The organism is Enterobacter sp. T1-1 (assembly GCF_000710795.1).
Classification (GTDB): domain Bacteria; phylum Pseudomonadota; class Gammaproteobacteria; order Enterobacterales; family Enterobacteriaceae; genus Enterobacter; species Enterobacter cloacae.
On record NZ_JALW01000042.1, the window covers coordinates 1 to 17,896 of the forward strand.

The following is a 17,896-nucleotide window of genomic DNA, read 5'->3' on the forward strand; positions in this document are numbered from 1 at the left end:
TTGCCCTCCCCCTAACCCTCTCCCACTGGGAGAGGGAACTTAACACACCCTCTCCCACGGGGTGAGGGGAAGCTACCCCGCCGGCTTAAACTGCGGATTCGCCAGCATAAACCCGCCATCGACGATAAACGACTGCCCGGTGGTGTAGCTGGCGTCGCTGTCGCATAACCACGCCACCAGACTGGCGATCTCTTTGGTATATCCCGGTCTTGCGAGCGGGATCGCTGGCATCGATCCTTCCTTCACTTCACTCTCGTCCATATCATTCATCGGTGTGGCAATCGCCCCCGGCGCAACGGCATTCACCAGAATGTTGTGCTGCACCAGTTCCAGCGCCATCGATTTGGTTAATCCTCCCAGCGCATGTTTTGCGGCGGTATAGGCGCTGGCTTCCGGCAGCGGCGTATGTTCATGCACCGAGGTGATATTGACGATTCGCCCTCCTTCCCCCTGCTCCACCATTTTACGTGCGGCAATCTGCGAACAGAGAAACGCACCGTCCACGTCGACGGTGAAAATGTTTCGCCACTCGTCAAACGGCATATCCAGGAAGGGCGCTTTGGTCATCGCACCCGCATTGTTAACCAGCACGTCCAGGCGACCAAAACGGGCAATTAACGTTTCAATCGCCTGCGCGCCCTGTGGCAGGGTGCTTAGATCAAGGTGGATAGCTTCAGCCCGCCGTCCCTGCGCCTCCACTTCGCGGCAGGTATCCCGCGCCCCTTGTTCATCAGAGTGCCAGGTGACGCCAATATCAAACCCACGTTCAGCCAGCATCAGGGCCGTGGTTTTACCAATCCCGGAATCCGATGCGGTAACAATCGCTACTCTGGTCATACTCACCTCCTGAAGAACGGCAAAGAGGTAAGTATAGATAATGACCCTGATTAGCCATGATGATAACCACCACCCAGCGCGGAGGTGAGCTGTAGCGTGGCGTCGATATACTCGCCCTGCAGCATCAATCCGGCGAGATGTTCCTTCAGCGCTGGAATTCTGGCTTCACTGACGCGCGAACCGGCAATAATTCCGGCGCTAAAACGTGCCTGCGCCAGCGCTACCACGCGCGCCGCATCTTTTTCTACCTGCTGCTGATGCTGATTTTTCACCGTCAGCATTTCCACTTCGCTGGCCGTGCGCGCCACCTGGTTCACGGCGTCCACCACCGCCTTGTTGTAGTTCGCCACCGACAGATTGTTCTGCGCCTGGGCAATATCCAGCTGCGCGTTCAGCCTGCCGCTGTCAAAAATGGGCAGAGTCAGCCCGGCGGTCACCCCCATTTGCTGAGCTGAAGAACGGAAAAGATCGCTCAGGTGCAGGGCATCCTGTTGTAAAAACGCCATCAGATTCACATCAGGATAAAACGCCGCTCTGGCGGCATCGACCTCGCTCATTGACGCTTCGATATACCAGTGCGCCGCCTGCAGATCCGGCCGTCGGGCCAGCAGTTCATACCCCAGCGTCGACGGTAACGACGCTTCAACTGTCGGTAAGGCATGCCGTGTGAGCGCCAGCGCGGGGATATTTGTCAACGCGTTCAGACGCGCCTCGATGGCTTTCATTTTGCCGTGAACCTCTGCGATCTGCTCTTCGGTTTTGCTGGCACTGATGTCGGTTTCGACACCTTCCACAGAGGAGGTGATCCCGTGCTGATACAGCTCGCGATCGGCACCGATGATATTGTCCTGTTGGGATTTGATCTGCGTGAGGACCTCCTCCACGGCGGCCTGAGTTTGCCAGTCCCAGTAGAGCCGCGCCACGCTGCTGGCAAGCAGTTGACGGGTCTGCTCAAGCTCCGCTTTTTGCGCATTCACCTTGCCTATCCGGGCCTCCAACCGGGCGCGATTTTTGCCCCACAAATCCAGATCCCAGCCCGCAGTCAGACCAAAGGTACCGTTGGTATACCAGGGGCCGGTGGTGCCCGCAGCCGGGTCGGTTATGGCAAAGGGCCCCATCAGCCCTTCAGCGGACATTTTCTGACGTTCGGCATCGGCCGAAAAATCAATTTGCGGACCGTCGGCCGCCAGGGCTGCTTTGGCCTGGGCTTCGGCAAGGGTAATACGCTGACGGGCAATCTGCATATCGGGCGCATCGCTTAATGCTTTGGCAATAAGCTTATCAAGCTGGGGATCGTTATACGCTTTCCACCATGCATTTTTCGGCCAGTCCTGATGAGGCAGCACCGTATTAACCGACGCCGTGAGTGACTGGGTATTAAGGGGAGTTACCGTGGCATGTTGCGGCGCACAGCCGGCCAGAATAACGGCAAAGGGAGCACTCAGAGATAAAATAAGAAAACGTTTCATTACGCCATTCACGCCAAAAAATAAAGGCGCAAAGTACGCCTGATGCCTCTCTTTTTTTTAGTAATGCGTGGCAATGCGCAAATTGTCATACATTTTTGTAATTAGAAAATTATACATGCCAAGAATAAGTCAAATTAACAAATTCATCTTAATTATAAATTGCCTGCTACACTTACTGTTGACATACATACGCAGGAGAAGGGAATGAAAATATTATTGTGGGTCATTTTAATTATATTTCTGATAGGACTGCTGGTAGTAACGGGTGTGTTCAAGATGATTTTCTGATTCATTTGCCCGGCACCGCGCCGGGCAAAGGTCAACCAGCCCATGCGTCTGGTCCAGCGCTTCACAGCGATAATTGCGGTCACACGCTTATTATTTTGCCTGGATCACCCGCGCAATATCCGCAGAAGTCTGTAATGTCCGAATTTCCTGAAATAACCCCAGCGCTTCATCGTACTCTTTGCGTAAATAGCTGAGCCACTGTTTGATACGCGCCACGTGATATAGCCCGGTGTCGCCCTGCTTTTCCAGACGGCTATATTTTTGCAACAGCGTAACAACATCAGCCCACGGCATACGCGGCTCGTTATATTTAATCACCCGGCTAAGGTTAGGCACATTCAATGCCCCGCGGCCGATCATCACCGCCTCGCAGCCGGTGGCCTTGAGACAGGCCTGCGCGCTCTGGTAATCCCAGATTTCACCGTTGGCGATCACCGGAATGCTGAGGCGTTTGCGGATCTCACCAATTGCCTGCCAGTTAATGCGCTCGGCTTTATAACCATCTTCTTTGGTGCGGCCATGCACCACCAGTTCAGTAGCCCCGGCCTGCTGCACCGCATCGGCAATTTCAAACTGCCGCGCGTCGCTGTCCCAGCCCAGGCGCACTTTCACCGTCACCGGCAAATGGGCAGGCACGGCTTCACGCATCGCTTTCGCGCCACGGTAAATCAGCTCAGGATCTTTCAGCAGCGTCGCCCCGCCGCCGCTGCCGTTCACCAGCTTCGACGGGCAGCCACAGTTGAGATCGACCCCGTAAGAGCCGAGCTCGACGGCACGGGCGGCGTTCTCGGCCAGCCATTCAGGATACTGGCCCAGCAGCTGAATACGCACCAGCGTGCCGGAGGTGGTCCGGCTCTGGCGGTGCAGCTCCGGGCAGAGTCTGTAGAACGATTTTACCGGCAACAACATATCGACCACGCGCAAAAACTCCGTCACGCAGAGATCGTAATCGTTCACCTCGGTCAGAAGTTCGCGCACAAGGGAGTCGAGCACGCCTTCCATTGGGGCCAGTAAAACACGCATAGCAGTACCTGTGAAAAAAGACGCGCTATAGTAATCGCTCTGTATGTTTGTTGAAAGCACGACGTTCTATTCTGGAATGACGGGTATGCTTAAAATTCATGATGTGATCCATGGCACACTTTCGGGTTTAATTGTATGATGAATGCGTTTCAGCAAGGATTTTAACCATGAGAAAATCATTGAACATTATCTGGCAATATCTGCGCGCATTCGTCCTGATTTACGCCTGCCTGTACGCCGGGATTTTCATCGCTTCCCTGCTTCCTATCACCATTCCCGGCAGCATTATCGGCATGCTGATCCTCTTTGTTCTGCTGGCGTTGCAAATTCTGCCCGCTAAGTGGGTCAACCCGGGCTGCTTCGTTCTAATTCGCTATATGGCGCTGCTGTTCGTGCCGATTGGCGTCGGGGTCATGCAGTACTTCGATCTGCTTAAAGCCCAGTTCGGCCCGATTGTCGTCTCCTGCGCGGTCAGTACGCTGGTGGTTTTCCTTGTGGTGAGCTGGAGTTCGCATCTGGTACATGGCGAACGTAAAGTGGTTGGACAGAAAGGAACAAAACAATGATGGCCAATATCTGGTGGTCGCTGCCATTAACCCTGGCGGTGTTCTTCGCGGCACGCAAACTTGCCGCCCGGTTCAAGATGCCGCTGCTTAACCCGTTGCTGGTGGCGATGGTGGTGATTATCCCGTTCCTGCTGCTTACCGGTATTCCTTACGAACGCTACTTTGCCGGGAGCAAAATTTTAAACGACCTGCTACAACCCGCCGTGGTCGCGCTCGCGTTTCCTTTATATGAACAGCTGCACCAGATCCGCGCCCGCTGGAAATCCATTATTACCATCTGTTTTGTGGGGAGCCTGGTGGCGATGATCACCGGTACTTCAGTCGCACTGCTGATGGGGGCCTCTGCGCAAATTGCCGCCTCTATTCTGCCGAAATCGGTGACCACGCCTATCGCCATGGCCGTGGGCGGCAGCCTCGGCGGCATTCCTGCCATCAGCGCCATGTGCGTGATCTTTGTCGGCATTCTGGGCGCCGTGTTTGGCCATACCCTGCTCAATGTCATGCGCATTCATACCAAAGCCGCACGCGGTCTGGCGATGGGCACCGCGTCGCACGCGCTGGGCACCGCCCGCTGTGCGGAGCTGGATTATCAGGAGGGGGCGTTCAGCTCGCTGGCACTGGTGATCTGCGGAATCATGACCTCGCTGATGGCGCCGTTCATTTTCCCCGTGATTCTGGCGGTGATGGGCTAAAATTTGCGATGCGTCGCGCAAATTTCATTTTGTTTTCATAAGTTGCATACATAATGAGATATGGATCACATATAAAGCCCCAGCGGCTCCGTACACTACCGATCCATTAACCTTTATGAGGCAAACGCCATGCATCCACGTTTTCAAGCGGCTTTCGCCCGGCTTGCAGAGAATTTGCAATCAGCTCTGGCCCCGATTCTGGCGGATGAGCATTTCCCCGCCCTGCTCACCGCTGAGCAGATCACCACGCTGAAACAGGCCACGGATCTTGACGAAGACGCGCTGGCTTTCGCATTGCTGCCGCTGGCTGCCGCCTGTGCACGTGCCGATCTTTCCCACTTTAACGTTGGCGCCATTGCGCGCGGCGTCAGCGGAACCTGGTACTTCGGCGGAAACATGGAGTTCCTGGGCGCAACCATGCAGCAGACTGTTCATGCGGAACAGAGCGCCATCAGCCACGCCTGGCTGCGCGGCGAAAAGGCCCTGAGCGCCATTACCGTGAACTACACCCCGTGCGGGCACTGCCGTCAGTTTATGAATGAACTGAACAGCGGGCTGCAGCTGCGCATCAATCTGCCGGGTCGCGCGCCGCATACGCTGGGCGACTACCTGCCTGACGCCTTTGGTCCGAAAGATCTTGAAATCAAAACCCTGCTGATGGACGAGCAGGATCACGGTTTCGCGCTGACCGGTGATGACCTGACCCAGGCGGCCATTCGCGCTGCCAACAAGAGCCATACGCCGTACAGCAAATCCCCGAGCGGCGTGGCACTGCAATGCCGCGATGGGCGTATTTTTAGCGGCAGCTATGCCGAAAACGCCGCGTTTAACCCAACGCTGCCACCGCTGCAGGGCGCACTGAACCTGCTGAGCCTGAACGGCTATGACTACCCGGATATTCAGCGCGCCATTCTGGCAGAAATTGCCGATGCACCGCTGATTCAATGGGATGCCACCGCCGCCACCCTGAAAGCGCTGGGCTGCACGTCAATCGAGCGTGTATTGCTGGCGTGATCCTTCTGGCGGGCAGACATGCCCGCCCGTTTTGCTGAAAAAGCCTTCAGTTGATGCGCTGTTTCTTGCGCTAACCAGGCGGGTACAGTAGCCTGAGTTAAATTCACCTTCGGTACGAGCCATCTGCATGTTAAAGCGCGTTTTTTACAGCCTGTCTGTCCTGGTCGGCATACTGCTGTTGATCGTGCTGGGTCTCGACCGGTGGATGAGCTGGAAAACGGCCCCCTACATTTTTGATGACCTGCAGGACCTGCCCTATCGCCAGGTGGGTGTGGTGCTCGGCACCGCGAAGTATTACCGCACCGGCGTCATCAATCAGTATTACCGCTACCGCATTCAGGGCGCGCTCAACGCCTACAACAGCGGCAAGGTCAATTACTTGCTGTTAAGCGGCGATAACGCGCTGCAAAGCTACAACGAACCGGTCACCATGCGCAAAGACCTGATCGCCGCAGGCGTTGATCCGGCAGATATCGTGCTCGACTACGCCGGGTTCCGCACGCTCGACTCCATCGTGCGCACGCGCAAAGTGTTCGACACCAACGACTTCATCATCATCACCCAGCGCTTCCACTGCGAACGTGCGCTGTTTATCGCGCTGCACATGGGCATTCAGGCGCAGTGTTATGCGGTGCCCTCGCCAAAAGATATGCTGAGCGTGCGCGTGCGTGAGTTTGGCGCTCGCTTTGGCGCGCTGGCCGATCTCTATATCTTCAAACGTGAACCGCGCTTTTTAGGCCCCCTGGTGCCAATTCCGGCCATGCATGAAGTGCCGGAAGATGCGCAGGGTTATCCGGCGGTGACGCCGGAGCAGCTGCTGGACATGCAGAAGAAAAAGTAATCAAATTCTATAATGCGTGATATAACACGCACTACTCTGTCATCAGATACCTAATGAGTGATATAAGTGGCGCTAGTTGCCATTTTCATTAACAATGAGTAATATTTTACTCATTGCTGTTTTATGGAGGTGAGATGGAGACGTTAACCGTACAAGCATATCTGAATGAAACATGGACGGATATCGCCCTCATCAAATATCCGGGAAGCGAAAAAAATGACTGGAACACCACACAGTTAGACTATCTTACTGAGTATGCGATTAATTTTCTTGACTATGATGATTTTCACGCGGTCTCAGTCAACCACCCTGTATCACTCTTTTTTGATGACCAAGGTCAACCGGGCTGGCTACGATTTATCGACGATATCATTCCTGCCGGAGCCAGTCGCCGTTATTGGATAAATGCACTCGATATCAGTGGGTTGCCTGTTGGTCAGCAGAATTTTTTATTGTTGAAATTTGGCACAATGTCCCCTGTCGGGAATTTGCGTATAAAAGAATCCGTTCCTGAATGGAATGAATTCGCACGCACTAAAACGTTTACGGTTGCGGACGTCATCGATCGTGCGGCAGATTTTCTGGATTATGCCCAGGAAAGAGGCGCGGCGGCGGGTGGTGCAACCGGCGCTGGGGGTGAAGCGCCGAAACTGTTGCTGCGCTGTAGTGAAACGGATGCCATATGGATCGATACCTGGCAAAACGAACCGGATAACCGGGACCGCTATTATTTGGTTAAATATCCACGCGGAAACAGAACAGAAGTTGATTGTAATATTCTCCGGGCTGAATTTCATTATTACCATGAGCTTAACGCGATGGGCTTTTCCACGATCCCAGTGGACACAATGCGCCTTGAAGAAGGTAGCCACTATCCTTCTCTGTGGTTGCCACGTTTCGACATAATGAGAAATGAGCAGGATCAACTGATCAGGCTGGGTATGGAATCGGTGTATTCACTACTACAAAAAGCACCCGGTACTCTCCTGGATCATGAGGCAACGCTGCGCGCGTTAATTAATAAAATTACCTCCAGCCATATGGTTCAGCAGCAGGGCTATCAATTTGATATCCCTGGTTTTGTAACAGAATGGGTACGTCGCGATCTGTTAAATATTATTTTTGGGAATAGTGACAACCATGGGCGAAATACCGCCTTTGTGAAAGCTGAAAATCACATTATGCTCTCCCCTGTTTATGACTTTGCTCCAATGAAAGCCGATCCAGAGGGGATACCGCGAACCCTAAAGTGGTCATTATCTTGTGAATCTGGGGGGGATTATAATTTCAACGCTATCGCGCAGGCGCTGGCGGAGTGGATCCCTCCCACAACTTTACTTGACGCTCTGCATGAGACAGCCGTCCAGCTCATCGATCTCCCGGAAAGGCTGGCGGCGCGAGGCGTTCCCGACCAGATAATGGAAATGCCCGCGATTGGTTTTCGCTATATTCCGAATAAACTTTCTCGTTGGGGTTTATTATGAAAATATCTAATAAATCTGAATCAGAGCTTCTACAAACATTAGCCCGGGTACGCAGCGTAAATGAAAAGCGACGACATGATGAGGATGAAGATCCGGACAAGTCATCGGTAGTAAAGAGGCAACGCGTTTCATCAGGCTTAACACGGATTAGTACTCTTGATCGCCAAGCTGTACTGCATGCAGCCATACGGGACATTTTACTGGGTAAAATCACACAGGGTGAGGCGCTGAAAAGACTCAGGGTCGAAGTGTTGGGGATGAAGCAGGATGAGTATGCAAAGCTGGTCAGCGTATCCCGGAAAACATTGTCGGATGTAGAAAATGGCAGAGGTAATTATTCCGCTGACATTATAAATAAAATCTTTAAACCCTTTGGGCTTCAAACCGGACTGGTGCCCATTTCCAAATCGCTTATAGCTTCACTTTTCACGTAAAAAACCCGCATGCCATTCACGGGCAGCGGGTTTTATTTATTCGCCTGATATTTATTTCTTACGCGCGTATTTCAGTGAGTCCAGCGCAACCGCGAAGATGATAATGGCGCCCTTGATGATGTACTGCCAGTACGGGTTCACGCCGATGTAGGTCAGACCATAGTTGATGACCGTAAAGATGATCACACCGGTGACCACGCCGAGCACAGTACCCACACCGCCGCTGAAGGAGACCCCGCCCACCACGCAGGCGGCAATCGCATCCAGTTCGTACATAAAGCCGAGGTTGTTGGTGGCAGAGCCGATACGGCCCGCTTCCAGCATCCCGCCGAAGGCATAGAACACACCGGACAGGGCATAAATCATCAGCAGGTTCAGGGCCACGTTAACGCCGGACACTTTCGCTGCTTCCGGGTTACCCCCGATGGCGAAGATGTTCTTACCAAAGCGGGTTTTGTTCCACAGGATCCAGACGAACGCCACCGCAATCAACGCGTAGAAAGTGATGTACGACAGGCGGAAGCTGCCCAGCGCAATAAATCCTTGCGTGAAGGTCGAGAAGCCGCTGTCGAAGCCCGAGATGGGGGACGCACCGACGAAGTCGTAGTACAGGGAGTTGATACCGTAAACGATGATCATCGTACCCAGGGTGGTGATAAATGGCGTCACGTTCAGGTAAGCGATGATGATACCGTTAATCAGACCAATCACCGCACCGATGGCGCAGACAATCAGGATCACCACGAAAATGGGCATGGTCGCCATTTCCGGGAACACCTTGTTGGCGTTTTCCATCGACTGCAACAGGGTTGCCGCGATCACCGCCGCCAGGCCGACCTGGCGCCCTGCGGAAAGGTCAGTCCCCTGGGTGACGATGAGCCCCGCCACGCCCAGCGCAATGATAATACGTACGGAAGACTGAGTCAGAATGTTACTCAGGTTCAGCAGACTTAAGAACGTAGGGTCCTGGAAAATGATAATGGCCAGCAATACTAAAAGAACAACGTAAATACCGCCTTCTTTCAGATAAGTGAGAAAACTTTTTTTATTTAACGCACTCATGAGGAGCCCCTGATCTTAAAGGTGCAAAGACGCTAAACGCAAAATTTCGTTTTGCGTTGTCGTTTTCGTGTCAACAATACCGGCAACGAGACCATTGCTCATAACCAGAATACGGTCTGTGATCCCTAACAATTCCGGCATTTCGGAAGAGATAATAATGATCCCTTTATCCTTTTTCGCCAGTTCAGCGATCAGCTGATAAATTTCAAACTTCGCGCCGACGTCAATACCGCGGGTTGGTTCATCCAGCATCAGAATTTCTGGCTGCGTTAATAACCAACGACCGATAATGACTTTTTGCTGGTTGCCGCCCGACAACGAACCAATTTGCGTACGATGCCCCGGCGTTTTTACGCGCATAGAGTCAATAACCCACTGGGTATCACTCTTCATGCGGGAGTTATCCAGCAGACCCACTTTGTTTTTATAGTTGCGGATATTAGAAATTAACGAGTTAAAGTTAATATCCAGATAGGCATAAATACCGGTCGAACGCCGCTCTTCCGTCACCAGTGCAAAACCATTATTAATGGCTTCGTTGGCGTTGTGGTTGTTAATTTTCTTACCGTGCAGCGTGATGGTGCCTTCGGCTTTCTCGCGAATACCAAACAGGGTTTCGACGATATCGGTACGTTTTGCCCCGACCAGGCCTGCAATGCCCAGAATTTCGCCCTTGTGCAGGTCGAAGGAGACGTCGCGAATAGAGGGCTGACGCAGCGAGGTCAGATTACGCACCTCAAGGATCACCTCACCCGGCTTGTTCTCTTTGTCCGGGAAACGCTGGTTCAGGGAACGGCCCACCATCATGGCGATGATCTTGTCCATGTCCAGCCCTTCGAGAGGCTGAGTGGCAATCCACTGACCGTCGCGCAGGATGGTTATCTCATCACACAGCTGGAAGATCTCTTCCATTTTATGGGAGATATAAACAATGCCGCAGCCGCGATCTTTTAGCTTACGAATAATGGTAAAAAGGTGGTTAACCTCTTTTTCCGTTAATGACGATGTCGGTTCATCCATGATGACAATTTTGGCATCATAGGAGAACGCTTTAGCAATTTCGATCATCTGCATTTGCGAGACGGATAATGTTCCCACGCGGGCGCGCGGATCGATATCAATATCCAGCTCATCGAAAATGGCTTTGGTGTCACGGTACATTTTGTCCTGATCGACAAAAACACCTTTGGTTGGATAACGTCCCAACCACATATTATCCATTACCGAGCGTTGCAGTACCAGGTTCAATTCCTGGTGAACCATAGAGATACCGTTTTCCAGTGCTTCTTTCGCTGAATGGAAATCGATCTCTTTCCCCTGAAAAAGAATGCTGCCAGAATCTTTTTGATAGATCCCAAAAAGACATTTTAATAATGTTGATTTACCGGCACCGTTCTCACCCATTAAGGCATGAATTGAATGAGGCCGAACTTTTAAATTAACATTATCGAGTGCCTTAACACCGGGAAACGACTTGTTGATGCCGTTCATTTCCAACAAGAATTCACCGGACGACGGAGTAGTTGTGCTGACCATAATTATACCTTGTTGGCCTCGCATATCGCGTTATAAAAGGGCGCAACATGTTGCGCCCTGTGGAGACATAACTAACTATCTTATTTACCGATAAACTCAGCCAGGTTGGACTGGTCTACGCCCACGTAAGGTACGCGAACGATTTTATTGTCGATTTTCCAGTTGGTGCCATCAGCCGCACCTTTACCGTCGGCCAGGTTTTTCGCCAGATCAAAGGTGGCTTTCGCCTGGTTGTTGGCATCGTTCAGCACGGTACCGGCCATCGCACCTGATTTCACCAGTGCCAGCGCTTCTGGCAGCGCATCCACGCCGAACACAGGGATAGAGGATTTGTTGTGTGCTTTCAGGGCTTCTACCGCACCCATTGCCATCGCGTCGTTGTTAGCGATAACCACTTCAATTTTGTTCGCGTTAGGACCAGACAGCCACGCGTCCATTTTATCTTTCGCCTGAGCGGTATCCCACATCGCGGTATCTAAAGCCAGCTGCTGGGTTTTCAGACCTTTGTCGTTCAGCTCTTTGACAACGTAAGTGGTACGCGCTTCAGCATCCGGGTGGCCTGGCTCGCCTTTCAGCAGCACAAACTGGATCTGGCCGTCTTTGTTCAGATCCCAGTTCGGGTTGGCCGCCCAGTGTTTCGCGATCAGATCGCCCTGGATAATACCGGACTCTTTGGAGTCAGTACCGACGTAATACGCTTTGTCATAGCTGTCCAGCGCTTTACGGGAAGGTTCTTTGTTGAAGAAGACGATTGGCACGTTCTGGCCACGCGCTTTCTCGATAACTGTGCCTGCAGCAGCCGGGTCAACCAGGTTGATTGCCAGTGCCTTCACGCCTTTTGCCAGCAGGACGTCAATCTGATCGTTCTGTTTGGACTGGTCGTTCTGGGAGTCATTCATCAGCAGCTGAACATCTGGCGCTGCTTTAGCATCTTTCTCGATCGCTTTACGCACAACAGACATGAAGTTGTCGTCGTATTTATAGATAGTCACACCAATACGGGTATCCGCAGCGTGCGCTGCTGCACCAAAAAGCATGCTTGCCATTACAGCAGACAGAGTCAACACCTTCTTATTCATGGTATCTCCGGTTTTTTTTATGCAGGGTAGTTCTTGTGAATAACGATCGGCGGGCAGGTGTTAATAAAACGTTACTGACAGCCGAAGTTCACTTATAAAATTTCTATCTTCCGTGTTCGGTAACGCTCCAGAAATGCGTTTTATTCGTTGTTTGCGGCACGTTGGCTATAGTGAAAGTGAATAATCACTGTTACATAGCGTTTCAGCCCTAAAACGCTGACATCATAGTCAGCGCCTTGTTAAGATACTGTGAATTTACTCACAGATTGAAAACGGTTACATCAGCTGGCTTTATCAGTTAGTGATCGGAACCACAATTTGCCGGGCAGAGACCGAATGGCGGCGCACTAACGTCGGCATGAAACAGTGTGTTGCCCCCGTATCAAGCAGCCCTGCCGCGCCCTGTAACGCCAGCTCAGTCGCCAGTTTGGCCATCGAGACAATGGGATAGCGTACCGTTGTCAGCTGCGGGTCGGTGTAACGGGCAATGGGAATATCGTCAAAACCGATCAACGACAAATGCTGTGGCACCGCAATGCCGTTATCTTTTAACGCCGTCAGTGCTCCGGCAGCCATGCTGTCGTTGTAGGCAAACACCGCGGAGAGTTGCAGGTTACGGCCCAGCAGCTCGACCATCGCAGCCTCCCCTCCCTGCATGTCCGGGGTACCGGTGCCTACCCAGCTTTCAGAAGGCGCAATGCCATGCTCTTTCAGGGCGTTTTGCCAGCCTTCGCGACGCAGTTCGTCGTCCTCAATCGCGTGGCTGGAGGCCAGATAACCGATTCGCTGGTGCCCGTTATTAATCAGCATGCGCGTGGCCATCATGGCGCCACTCACGTTATCCAGCCCCACGCAACGGTGGGCATAGCCGGGCACAATCCGGTTGATGAGCACCATGCCGGGGATTTGCTCCATAAATCCGGCAAGTTCCTCATCACTCAGGGCTTTTGAATGCACAATCAGCGCGTTACAACGCTGGCGGATCAGCACTTCGATGGCATAGCGCTCTTTTTCTGCTTCATGATAGCTGTTGCCGATCAGCACATACTTTTGGTGCTGCTGGGCAACAACATCCACCGCTTTCACCAGCGCGCCAAAAAACGCATCCGACACGTCCATCACCACCACGCCAATGGTGTCACTGACCTGCGTAGCCAGCGCCTGCGCGTTAGCATTGGGGCGGTAACCCAGTTGGGTCACTGCTTTCATTACGGTTTCACGGGTTTCAGGGCTGACCAGCGCGCTGTTGTTCAGCACGCGAGAGACGGTGGCCACAGAAACGCCCGCCTGACGGGCGACGTCACGAATGGTGATCATATTCACCATCCTTAAAAGGATTGCAGCAACTCACAGACACCCCCTGTGTTTAGCAAGGTGGCTATTTTGGCAGCGAGAGAAAGGGGACTACGTGAAGAAGCTCACACAGATGAAAACGGTTACATCCATTTTGTTAATGATTGTGATCCAGATCGTTATCTGGATGTATTATTCAATGAAACACCTGACGCTTTTGCGGTTAACTGACGCCACCCCCACTCCAGCGGCCCCTGGCGGAAATACCGCAGCCAGATAACCGAAAACGCCAGGTTTATCGTCCAGACCGGAAGAACAAACGCCACCAGCGTAAGGCGGTCGAATTTCATAAACAGGCCAAATCGATAGAACAGCGTGGTACAGATGAGGGTCTGCAAAATGTAATTGCTTAACGCCATGCGGCCAACGCAGGCAACGGCACTGACAATCCAGAGGCGGGAGAGCTGCGGCCAGTAGCCATAGATGAGCGCGGCGTAGCCGATGGTCTGGAACGGGGCACCGAGCTCGCGCGGAACCTGCAGCAGGAAAGCGCACCAGCGGTAATCCCAGTGAAGATGCCACTGCGCAATCACTGCCGGGAGATTGATCGCCACGCCCAGCAGCACCAGCAAGACTCCGGTGCGACGATAGTGGCGCAGGCTAAATTCCCCTTTCAGCCAGCCGGTGCGCATCAGGGATGCGCCCATCAGCATCATCCCCGCCAGCTGCCAGCCGTATTGCGCCCCCAGCGCCAGCAGGTTATCGCCCAGCATATCCGCGCGATTGCTTATCGCTTCCGCGCCGCCTTTTAGCTTCCAGAACTGCTCATACTGCAGGTTGGCGGCGTCCGGTATCCATGAGCGGCTTGTTGCGTCGCCGGCGATCATACCCAGCAACAGCAGCACCCCAAGCCCCATGACATAGAGCATCACGCCGGTGTTAAACAGGCTTTTGACGCTATGCGCATCACGGATGAGTCGCCAGCAAATTAGCCCGACTAATCCATAGGCGAGAAGAATATCACCGTCCCAGAAGAACAGGCCGTGAATAAAGCCAAGGAGCACCAGCAGGGTCAGACGTGACTGGATCCAGCGGGTGCCGCGTTTGAGCAGCAGTTGCAGACCGGCGCCAAACAGCAGCGCAAAGAGGGTGAGGAATTTCACCTGAGCAAAGAGATCGAGGATTGCCCACGTCCAGGCATCGCGACGGGTGATCTCGCCATACCAGGCGGGGTTAAGATAAGCGGCCTTCGGCAGACCGAAGGCGCTGATATTAAGCAGCAGGATACCGAGAATGGCGACGCCGCGAACAAAATCGAGCGTGACGTTTCGCTCCATGGTCCCTGCCCTGTCTGATTAGTTGTGGTGACGCACGGCGCGCAGGAACTCCTGGCGGGTGTTCTGGCTGGATTTAAACAGACCGCCCAGCGACGTGGTGGTGGTCGCACTGGTGGCATCACGTACACCGCGCGCCTTCACGCAGTAGTGAACCGCGTCAATAGAGACCGCGACGTTATTGGTGCCCAGCAGCGTTTGCAGCGCGGTCAGGATCTGCTGCGTCAGACGCTCCTGCACCTGTGGGCGTTGGGCAAAGAACTGCACGATACGGTTGATTTTGGACAGACCAATCACCGTATCTTTTGGAATGTAAGCCACGGTCGCTTTACCGTCGATGGTCACGAAGTGGTGCTCGCAGGTGCTGGTCAGCGTAATATCGCGCACCGTCACCATCTCATCCACCTTCATTTTGTTTTCAATGACGGTGATTTTCGGGAAGTTGGCGTAGTCCAGGCCGGAGAAAATTTCGTCGACATACATTTTTGCGATGCGATGCGGCGTTTCCATCAGACTGTCGTCGCTCAGATCGAGATTCAGCAGTTGCATGATCTCGGTCATGTGCCCGGCAATCAGACGCTTACGGGTTTCATTATCCACTTCCTGAACGGGTGGACGCAGTGGCGTTTCAAGACCGCGCGCAACCAGGGCTTCGTGGACAAGGGCCGCTTCTTTACTGAGTGATGACATTCTTTTCTCCTGCAGGTGTGGCGTCTTTTGCCCTCGTTGTGGCAAAAGTGTGCGCTCATTGTGCGTGAGGCCGCGCACATAATCCAGTATTCACGACGATAATTATTGCAATTGCTGCTGCCTTTCGGCCTGACGGTTCCACACCAGCGCGCCCGCAATGAACAGCGCAACGCCCGCCAGCCCCAGCGCAGGCTCAAGCTTGTGGGTAAGCCAGGTGGATAACGCCGAGGTCATCGGCCCCACCAGCTGTCCAATGGCATAACCGGTAGTCAGCAGCCCCGCCATATAGCGGGTATGTTCGGGTGCCAGCTCGCGCCCGTAGAGTAAAGAGAGCTGAACGGCACACAGGAATCCGCCGCCGACCAGCAGGCCGCCCGTCAGCAAGCCGCCAATTCCCGGCAGTAGCCACGCCGCCAGCACACCCGCCCCCTGTAACCACAGCACGATAGCCAGCCTGCGGTTCGAGGTAGAGGTGTGGCGCAAAACGATGCTGAGCACGATGCCCACAACAGCGGCAGCGCCAAATATCGGCCAGACAAACTGTGCAAACAGGCTGCCGGGAAAACGCACGGCCGCCATTTGCGATAAAAATGTTGCAGGCAGGATGTAGCCAAATCCGGCCAGGCTGTAGCTCCAGACCAGGCACTTCAGATCTTTCGTCAGAATAAGGGGTTCAGGCGCGCTGCCCGGCCGGTGCAGTTGCCCGGCACGCGGTAAATAGCGGGCAACCAGTGCGATAAGCACCAGCGCCAGCACGCCGTAAATCTGCCATGCGGCCCCGGCCGACAACGCTTTTGCGTGAATATAGACCGCAAGCAGTCCGCTCAGGGCGATACCTGCGCCCGGCCCGGCAAACACGGCCGCGCTCAAACCCGGTTTACCCAGTTGCCCCAGCCGCTCGTTGGTCCAGGCGGCAATGAGCACCATCGACCAGCCGCTCATGCAGCCAATCACAAAGCGCAGCAGACCATGTACCAGCGCGTTATCCGCTGCGGCGGAAAGCAGCGTCAGCGCCACAGCGCCAGTAATACCCAGCCAAAGGCGGGTTTCAACGAAGCGATGGGCGCGCATCGCATCCCATGCGCCCACCAGATAGCCCAGATAGTTCATCGCCGCCACCAGACCTGCGCTGGTGAGCGTGAGTTGCCCGGCGGCAATCATCAGCGGCACCTGAGGGGTAAACGCGAAGCGCCCAATTCCCATCGCTACCACCAGAACCACAAATCCACTGAGCGCAATTCGCAGCGCCATGACCGCTCCAGTTGTTAATAAAAAGTAAATTTATGATGCAGGATCTCGCTGTCTTGCGAAAGTGAAAGTTGCTCACAGGTAAATGAAAACTCTGTATTATGGGTTGAATGAATAGCAATTCGCATTAAGGAGCCCTGCATGGAACTGCTCGAAGAGCATCGTTGTTTTGAAGGTCGACAGCAGCGCTGGCGCCACGACTCCACTGTCCTGAACTGTGCCATGACGTTCAGCATTTTCCTGCCGCCCACTGAAGAGGGTGTTAAGCCCCCGGTTCTGTTCTGGCTCTCGGGATTAACCTGTAACGATGAGAATTTCACCACCAAAGCGGGTGCGCAGCGTGTGGCGGCCGAGCTGGGTATCGCCCTGGTGATGCCAGACACCAGCCCGCGTGGCGATGAGGTGGCGGACGATGCCGGATATGATCTGGGCAAAGGGGCCGGGTTCTATCTGAACGCCACAGAGCAGCCGTGGGCGAGCCATTACCGCATGTACGACTACATTGCCGACGAGCTGCCAGCCCTGATCCAGCGTGAGTTTGCAGTAAGCAACCGGTGTGCCATCAGCGGGCATTCCATGGGTGGGCACGGCGCGTTGATCATGGCGCTAAAAAATCCTGGCAGATACACCAGCGTTTCCGCGTTTGCGCCAATAGTAAACCCCACCCAGGTACCGTGGGGGCAGAAAGCCTTCACGAACTATCTGGGTGATGACGCACAACGCTGGCAGGAATGGGACAGCTGCGCCCTGATGCTGGCGAGCCGGCCTGGAAATGCGATCCCGACGCTTGTCGATCAAGGTGATGCGGATCAGTTCCTGGCCGGACAGCTACAGCCCGCCGTGCTGGCTGAAGCCGCACGTCAGAAAGACTGGCCGCTGACGCTGCGTATTCAGCCCGGATATGACCACAGCTACTATTTCATTGCATCCTTTATTGAGGATCACCTCCGCTTCCATGCGGAGCATTTGTTCGGGTAAGTGCGGTCTTTTTTGCCCGGTAAGCGAA

18 protein-coding genes are annotated in these 17,896 nt (G+C 53.9%); 8 read left to right on the plus strand and 10 right to left on the minus strand.

The genetic code is table 11. The features are described from left to right. Positions 1-72: 72 nt before the first annotated feature. Together AK59_RS0114070 and mdtQ are read right to left on the minus strand one after the other, a co-directional pair. A complete protein-coding gene (locus AK59_RS0114070) occupies positions 73-837 on the minus strand; it encodes an SDR family oxidoreductase (RefSeq protein ID WP_029883068.1) in 765 nt (254 codons plus the stop codon). Between the two features lie 50 nt (positions 838-887). Beyond that, complete coding sequence (gene mdtQ, locus AK59_RS0114075) at positions 888-2,306, minus strand: multidrug resistance outer membrane protein MdtQ (RefSeq protein ID WP_029883069.1); 1,419 nt, start codon at positions 2,304-2,306, stop codon at positions 888-890. A 204-nt stretch (positions 2,307-2,510) separates the two neighbouring features. On the opposite strand from mdtQ, the gene yohP reads away from it, so the two are divergent. Further along, positions 2,511-2,594 (plus strand): small membrane protein YohP, encoded by an 84-nt coding sequence (gene yohP, locus AK59_RS1000000125485; RefSeq protein ID WP_015572324.1) that lies wholly within the window; start codon positions 2,511-2,513, stop codon positions 2,592-2,594. Positions 2,595-2,684: 90 nt separating this feature from the next. On the opposite strand, the gene dusC is transcribed toward yohP, so the two are convergent. Then, complete coding sequence (gene dusC / locus AK59_RS0114085; RefSeq protein WP_013097946.1) at positions 2,685-3,617, minus strand: tRNA dihydrouridine(16) synthase DusC; 933 nt, start codon at positions 3,615-3,617, stop codon at positions 2,685-2,687. 167 nt (positions 3,618-3,784) lie between these two features. Here dusC and AK59_RS0114090 point away from each other — a divergent pair, with 167 nt between their 5' ends. The 6 genes from AK59_RS0114090 (at position 3,785) to AK59_RS0114115 (ending at position 8,648) form a co-directional block, all read left to right on the plus strand. Then, on the plus strand, positions 3,785-4,183 hold the full coding sequence (locus AK59_RS0114090) for a CidA/LrgA family protein (RefSeq protein ID WP_023619766.1): 399 nt from the start codon (positions 3,785-3,787) through the stop codon (positions 4,181-4,183). Then, positions 4,180-4,875, plus strand: a complete 696-nt coding sequence (locus AK59_RS0114095) for a CidB/LrgB family autolysis modulator (protein WP_013097948.1) — start codon at positions 4,180-4,182, stop codon at positions 4,873-4,875. Before AK59_RS0114090 ends, AK59_RS0114095 begins: the two co-directional genes overlap by 4 nt. A 129-nt stretch (positions 4,876-5,004) precedes the next feature. Next, the gene (gene cdd, locus AK59_RS0114100) at positions 5,005-5,889 is read left to right on the plus strand and encodes a cytidine deaminase (protein ID WP_029883070.1); all 885 of its coding nucleotides are present in this window, start codon (positions 5,005-5,007) and stop codon (positions 5,887-5,889) included. 127 nt (positions 5,890-6,016) lie between these two features. Further along, positions 6,017-6,730, plus strand: a complete 714-nt coding sequence (gene sanA / locus AK59_RS0114105) for an outer membrane permeability protein SanA (protein ID WP_023619764.1) — start codon at positions 6,017-6,019, stop codon at positions 6,728-6,730. A 134-nt stretch (positions 6,731-6,864) separates the two neighbouring features. Then, entirely contained in the window at positions 6,865-8,214 is a 1,350-nt protein-coding gene (locus tag AK59_RS0114110; protein ID WP_029883071.1) for a type II toxin-antitoxin system HipA family toxin, read from the plus strand. After that, positions 8,211-8,648 (plus strand): helix-turn-helix transcriptional regulator, encoded by a 438-nt coding sequence (locus AK59_RS0114115; RefSeq protein WP_029883072.1) that lies wholly within the window; start codon positions 8,211-8,213, stop codon positions 8,646-8,648. The genes AK59_RS0114110 and AK59_RS0114115 overlap by 4 nt, the downstream gene beginning before the upstream one ends. A gap of 51 nt (positions 8,649-8,699) precedes the next feature. On the opposite strand, the gene mglC is transcribed toward AK59_RS0114115, so the two are convergent. From mglC to AK59_RS0114150, 7 genes are all read right to left on the minus strand, one after another. Further along, positions 8,700-9,710, minus strand: coding sequence for a galactose/methyl galactoside ABC transporter permease MglC (gene mglC / locus AK59_RS0114120; protein ID WP_013097952.1), 1,011 nt, complete (start codon positions 9,708-9,710; stop codon positions 8,700-8,702). 15 nt (positions 9,711-9,725) lie between these two features. After that, complete coding sequence (gene mglA, locus AK59_RS0114125) at positions 9,726-11,246, minus strand: galactose/methyl galactoside ABC transporter ATP-binding protein MglA (protein WP_029883073.1); 1,521 nt, start codon at positions 11,244-11,246, stop codon at positions 9,726-9,728. 80 nt (positions 11,247-11,326) lie between these two features. Continuing rightward, positions 11,327-12,325, minus strand: a complete 999-nt coding sequence (gene mglB, locus AK59_RS0114130) for a galactose/glucose ABC transporter substrate-binding protein MglB (protein ID WP_014832691.1) — start codon at positions 12,323-12,325, stop codon at positions 11,327-11,329. Positions 12,326-12,619: 294 nt separating this feature from the next. Further along, entirely contained in the window at positions 12,620-13,642 is a 1,023-nt protein-coding gene (gene galS, locus AK59_RS0114135) for an HTH-type transcriptional regulator GalS (protein ID WP_029883074.1), read from the minus strand. 155 nt (positions 13,643-13,797) lie between these two features. Continuing rightward, positions 13,798-14,955: a DUF418 domain-containing protein YeiB gene (yeiB, locus tag AK59_RS0114140; protein ID WP_029883075.1), complete on the minus strand. Its 1,158-nt coding sequence runs from the start codon at positions 14,953-14,955 to the stop codon at positions 13,798-13,800. Between the two features lie 18 nt (positions 14,956-14,973). Continuing rightward, a complete protein-coding gene (gene folE, locus AK59_RS0114145) occupies positions 14,974-15,642 on the minus strand; it encodes a GTP cyclohydrolase I FolE (RefSeq protein ID WP_013097957.1) in 669 nt (222 codons plus the stop codon). A 102-nt stretch (positions 15,643-15,744) separates the two neighbouring features. Continuing rightward, on the minus strand, positions 15,745-16,893 hold the full coding sequence (locus AK59_RS0114150; RefSeq protein ID WP_029883076.1) for a YbfB/YjiJ family MFS transporter: 1,149 nt from the start codon (positions 16,891-16,893) through the stop codon (positions 15,745-15,747). Positions 16,894-17,031: 138 nt separating this feature from the next. Here AK59_RS0114150 and fghA point away from each other — a divergent pair, with 138 nt between their 5' ends. Then, entirely contained in the window at positions 17,032-17,868 is an 837-nt protein-coding gene (gene fghA, locus AK59_RS0114155; protein WP_029883077.1) for an S-formylglutathione hydrolase, read from the plus strand. The last annotated feature ends 28 nt before the right edge of the window (positions 17,869-17,896 follow it).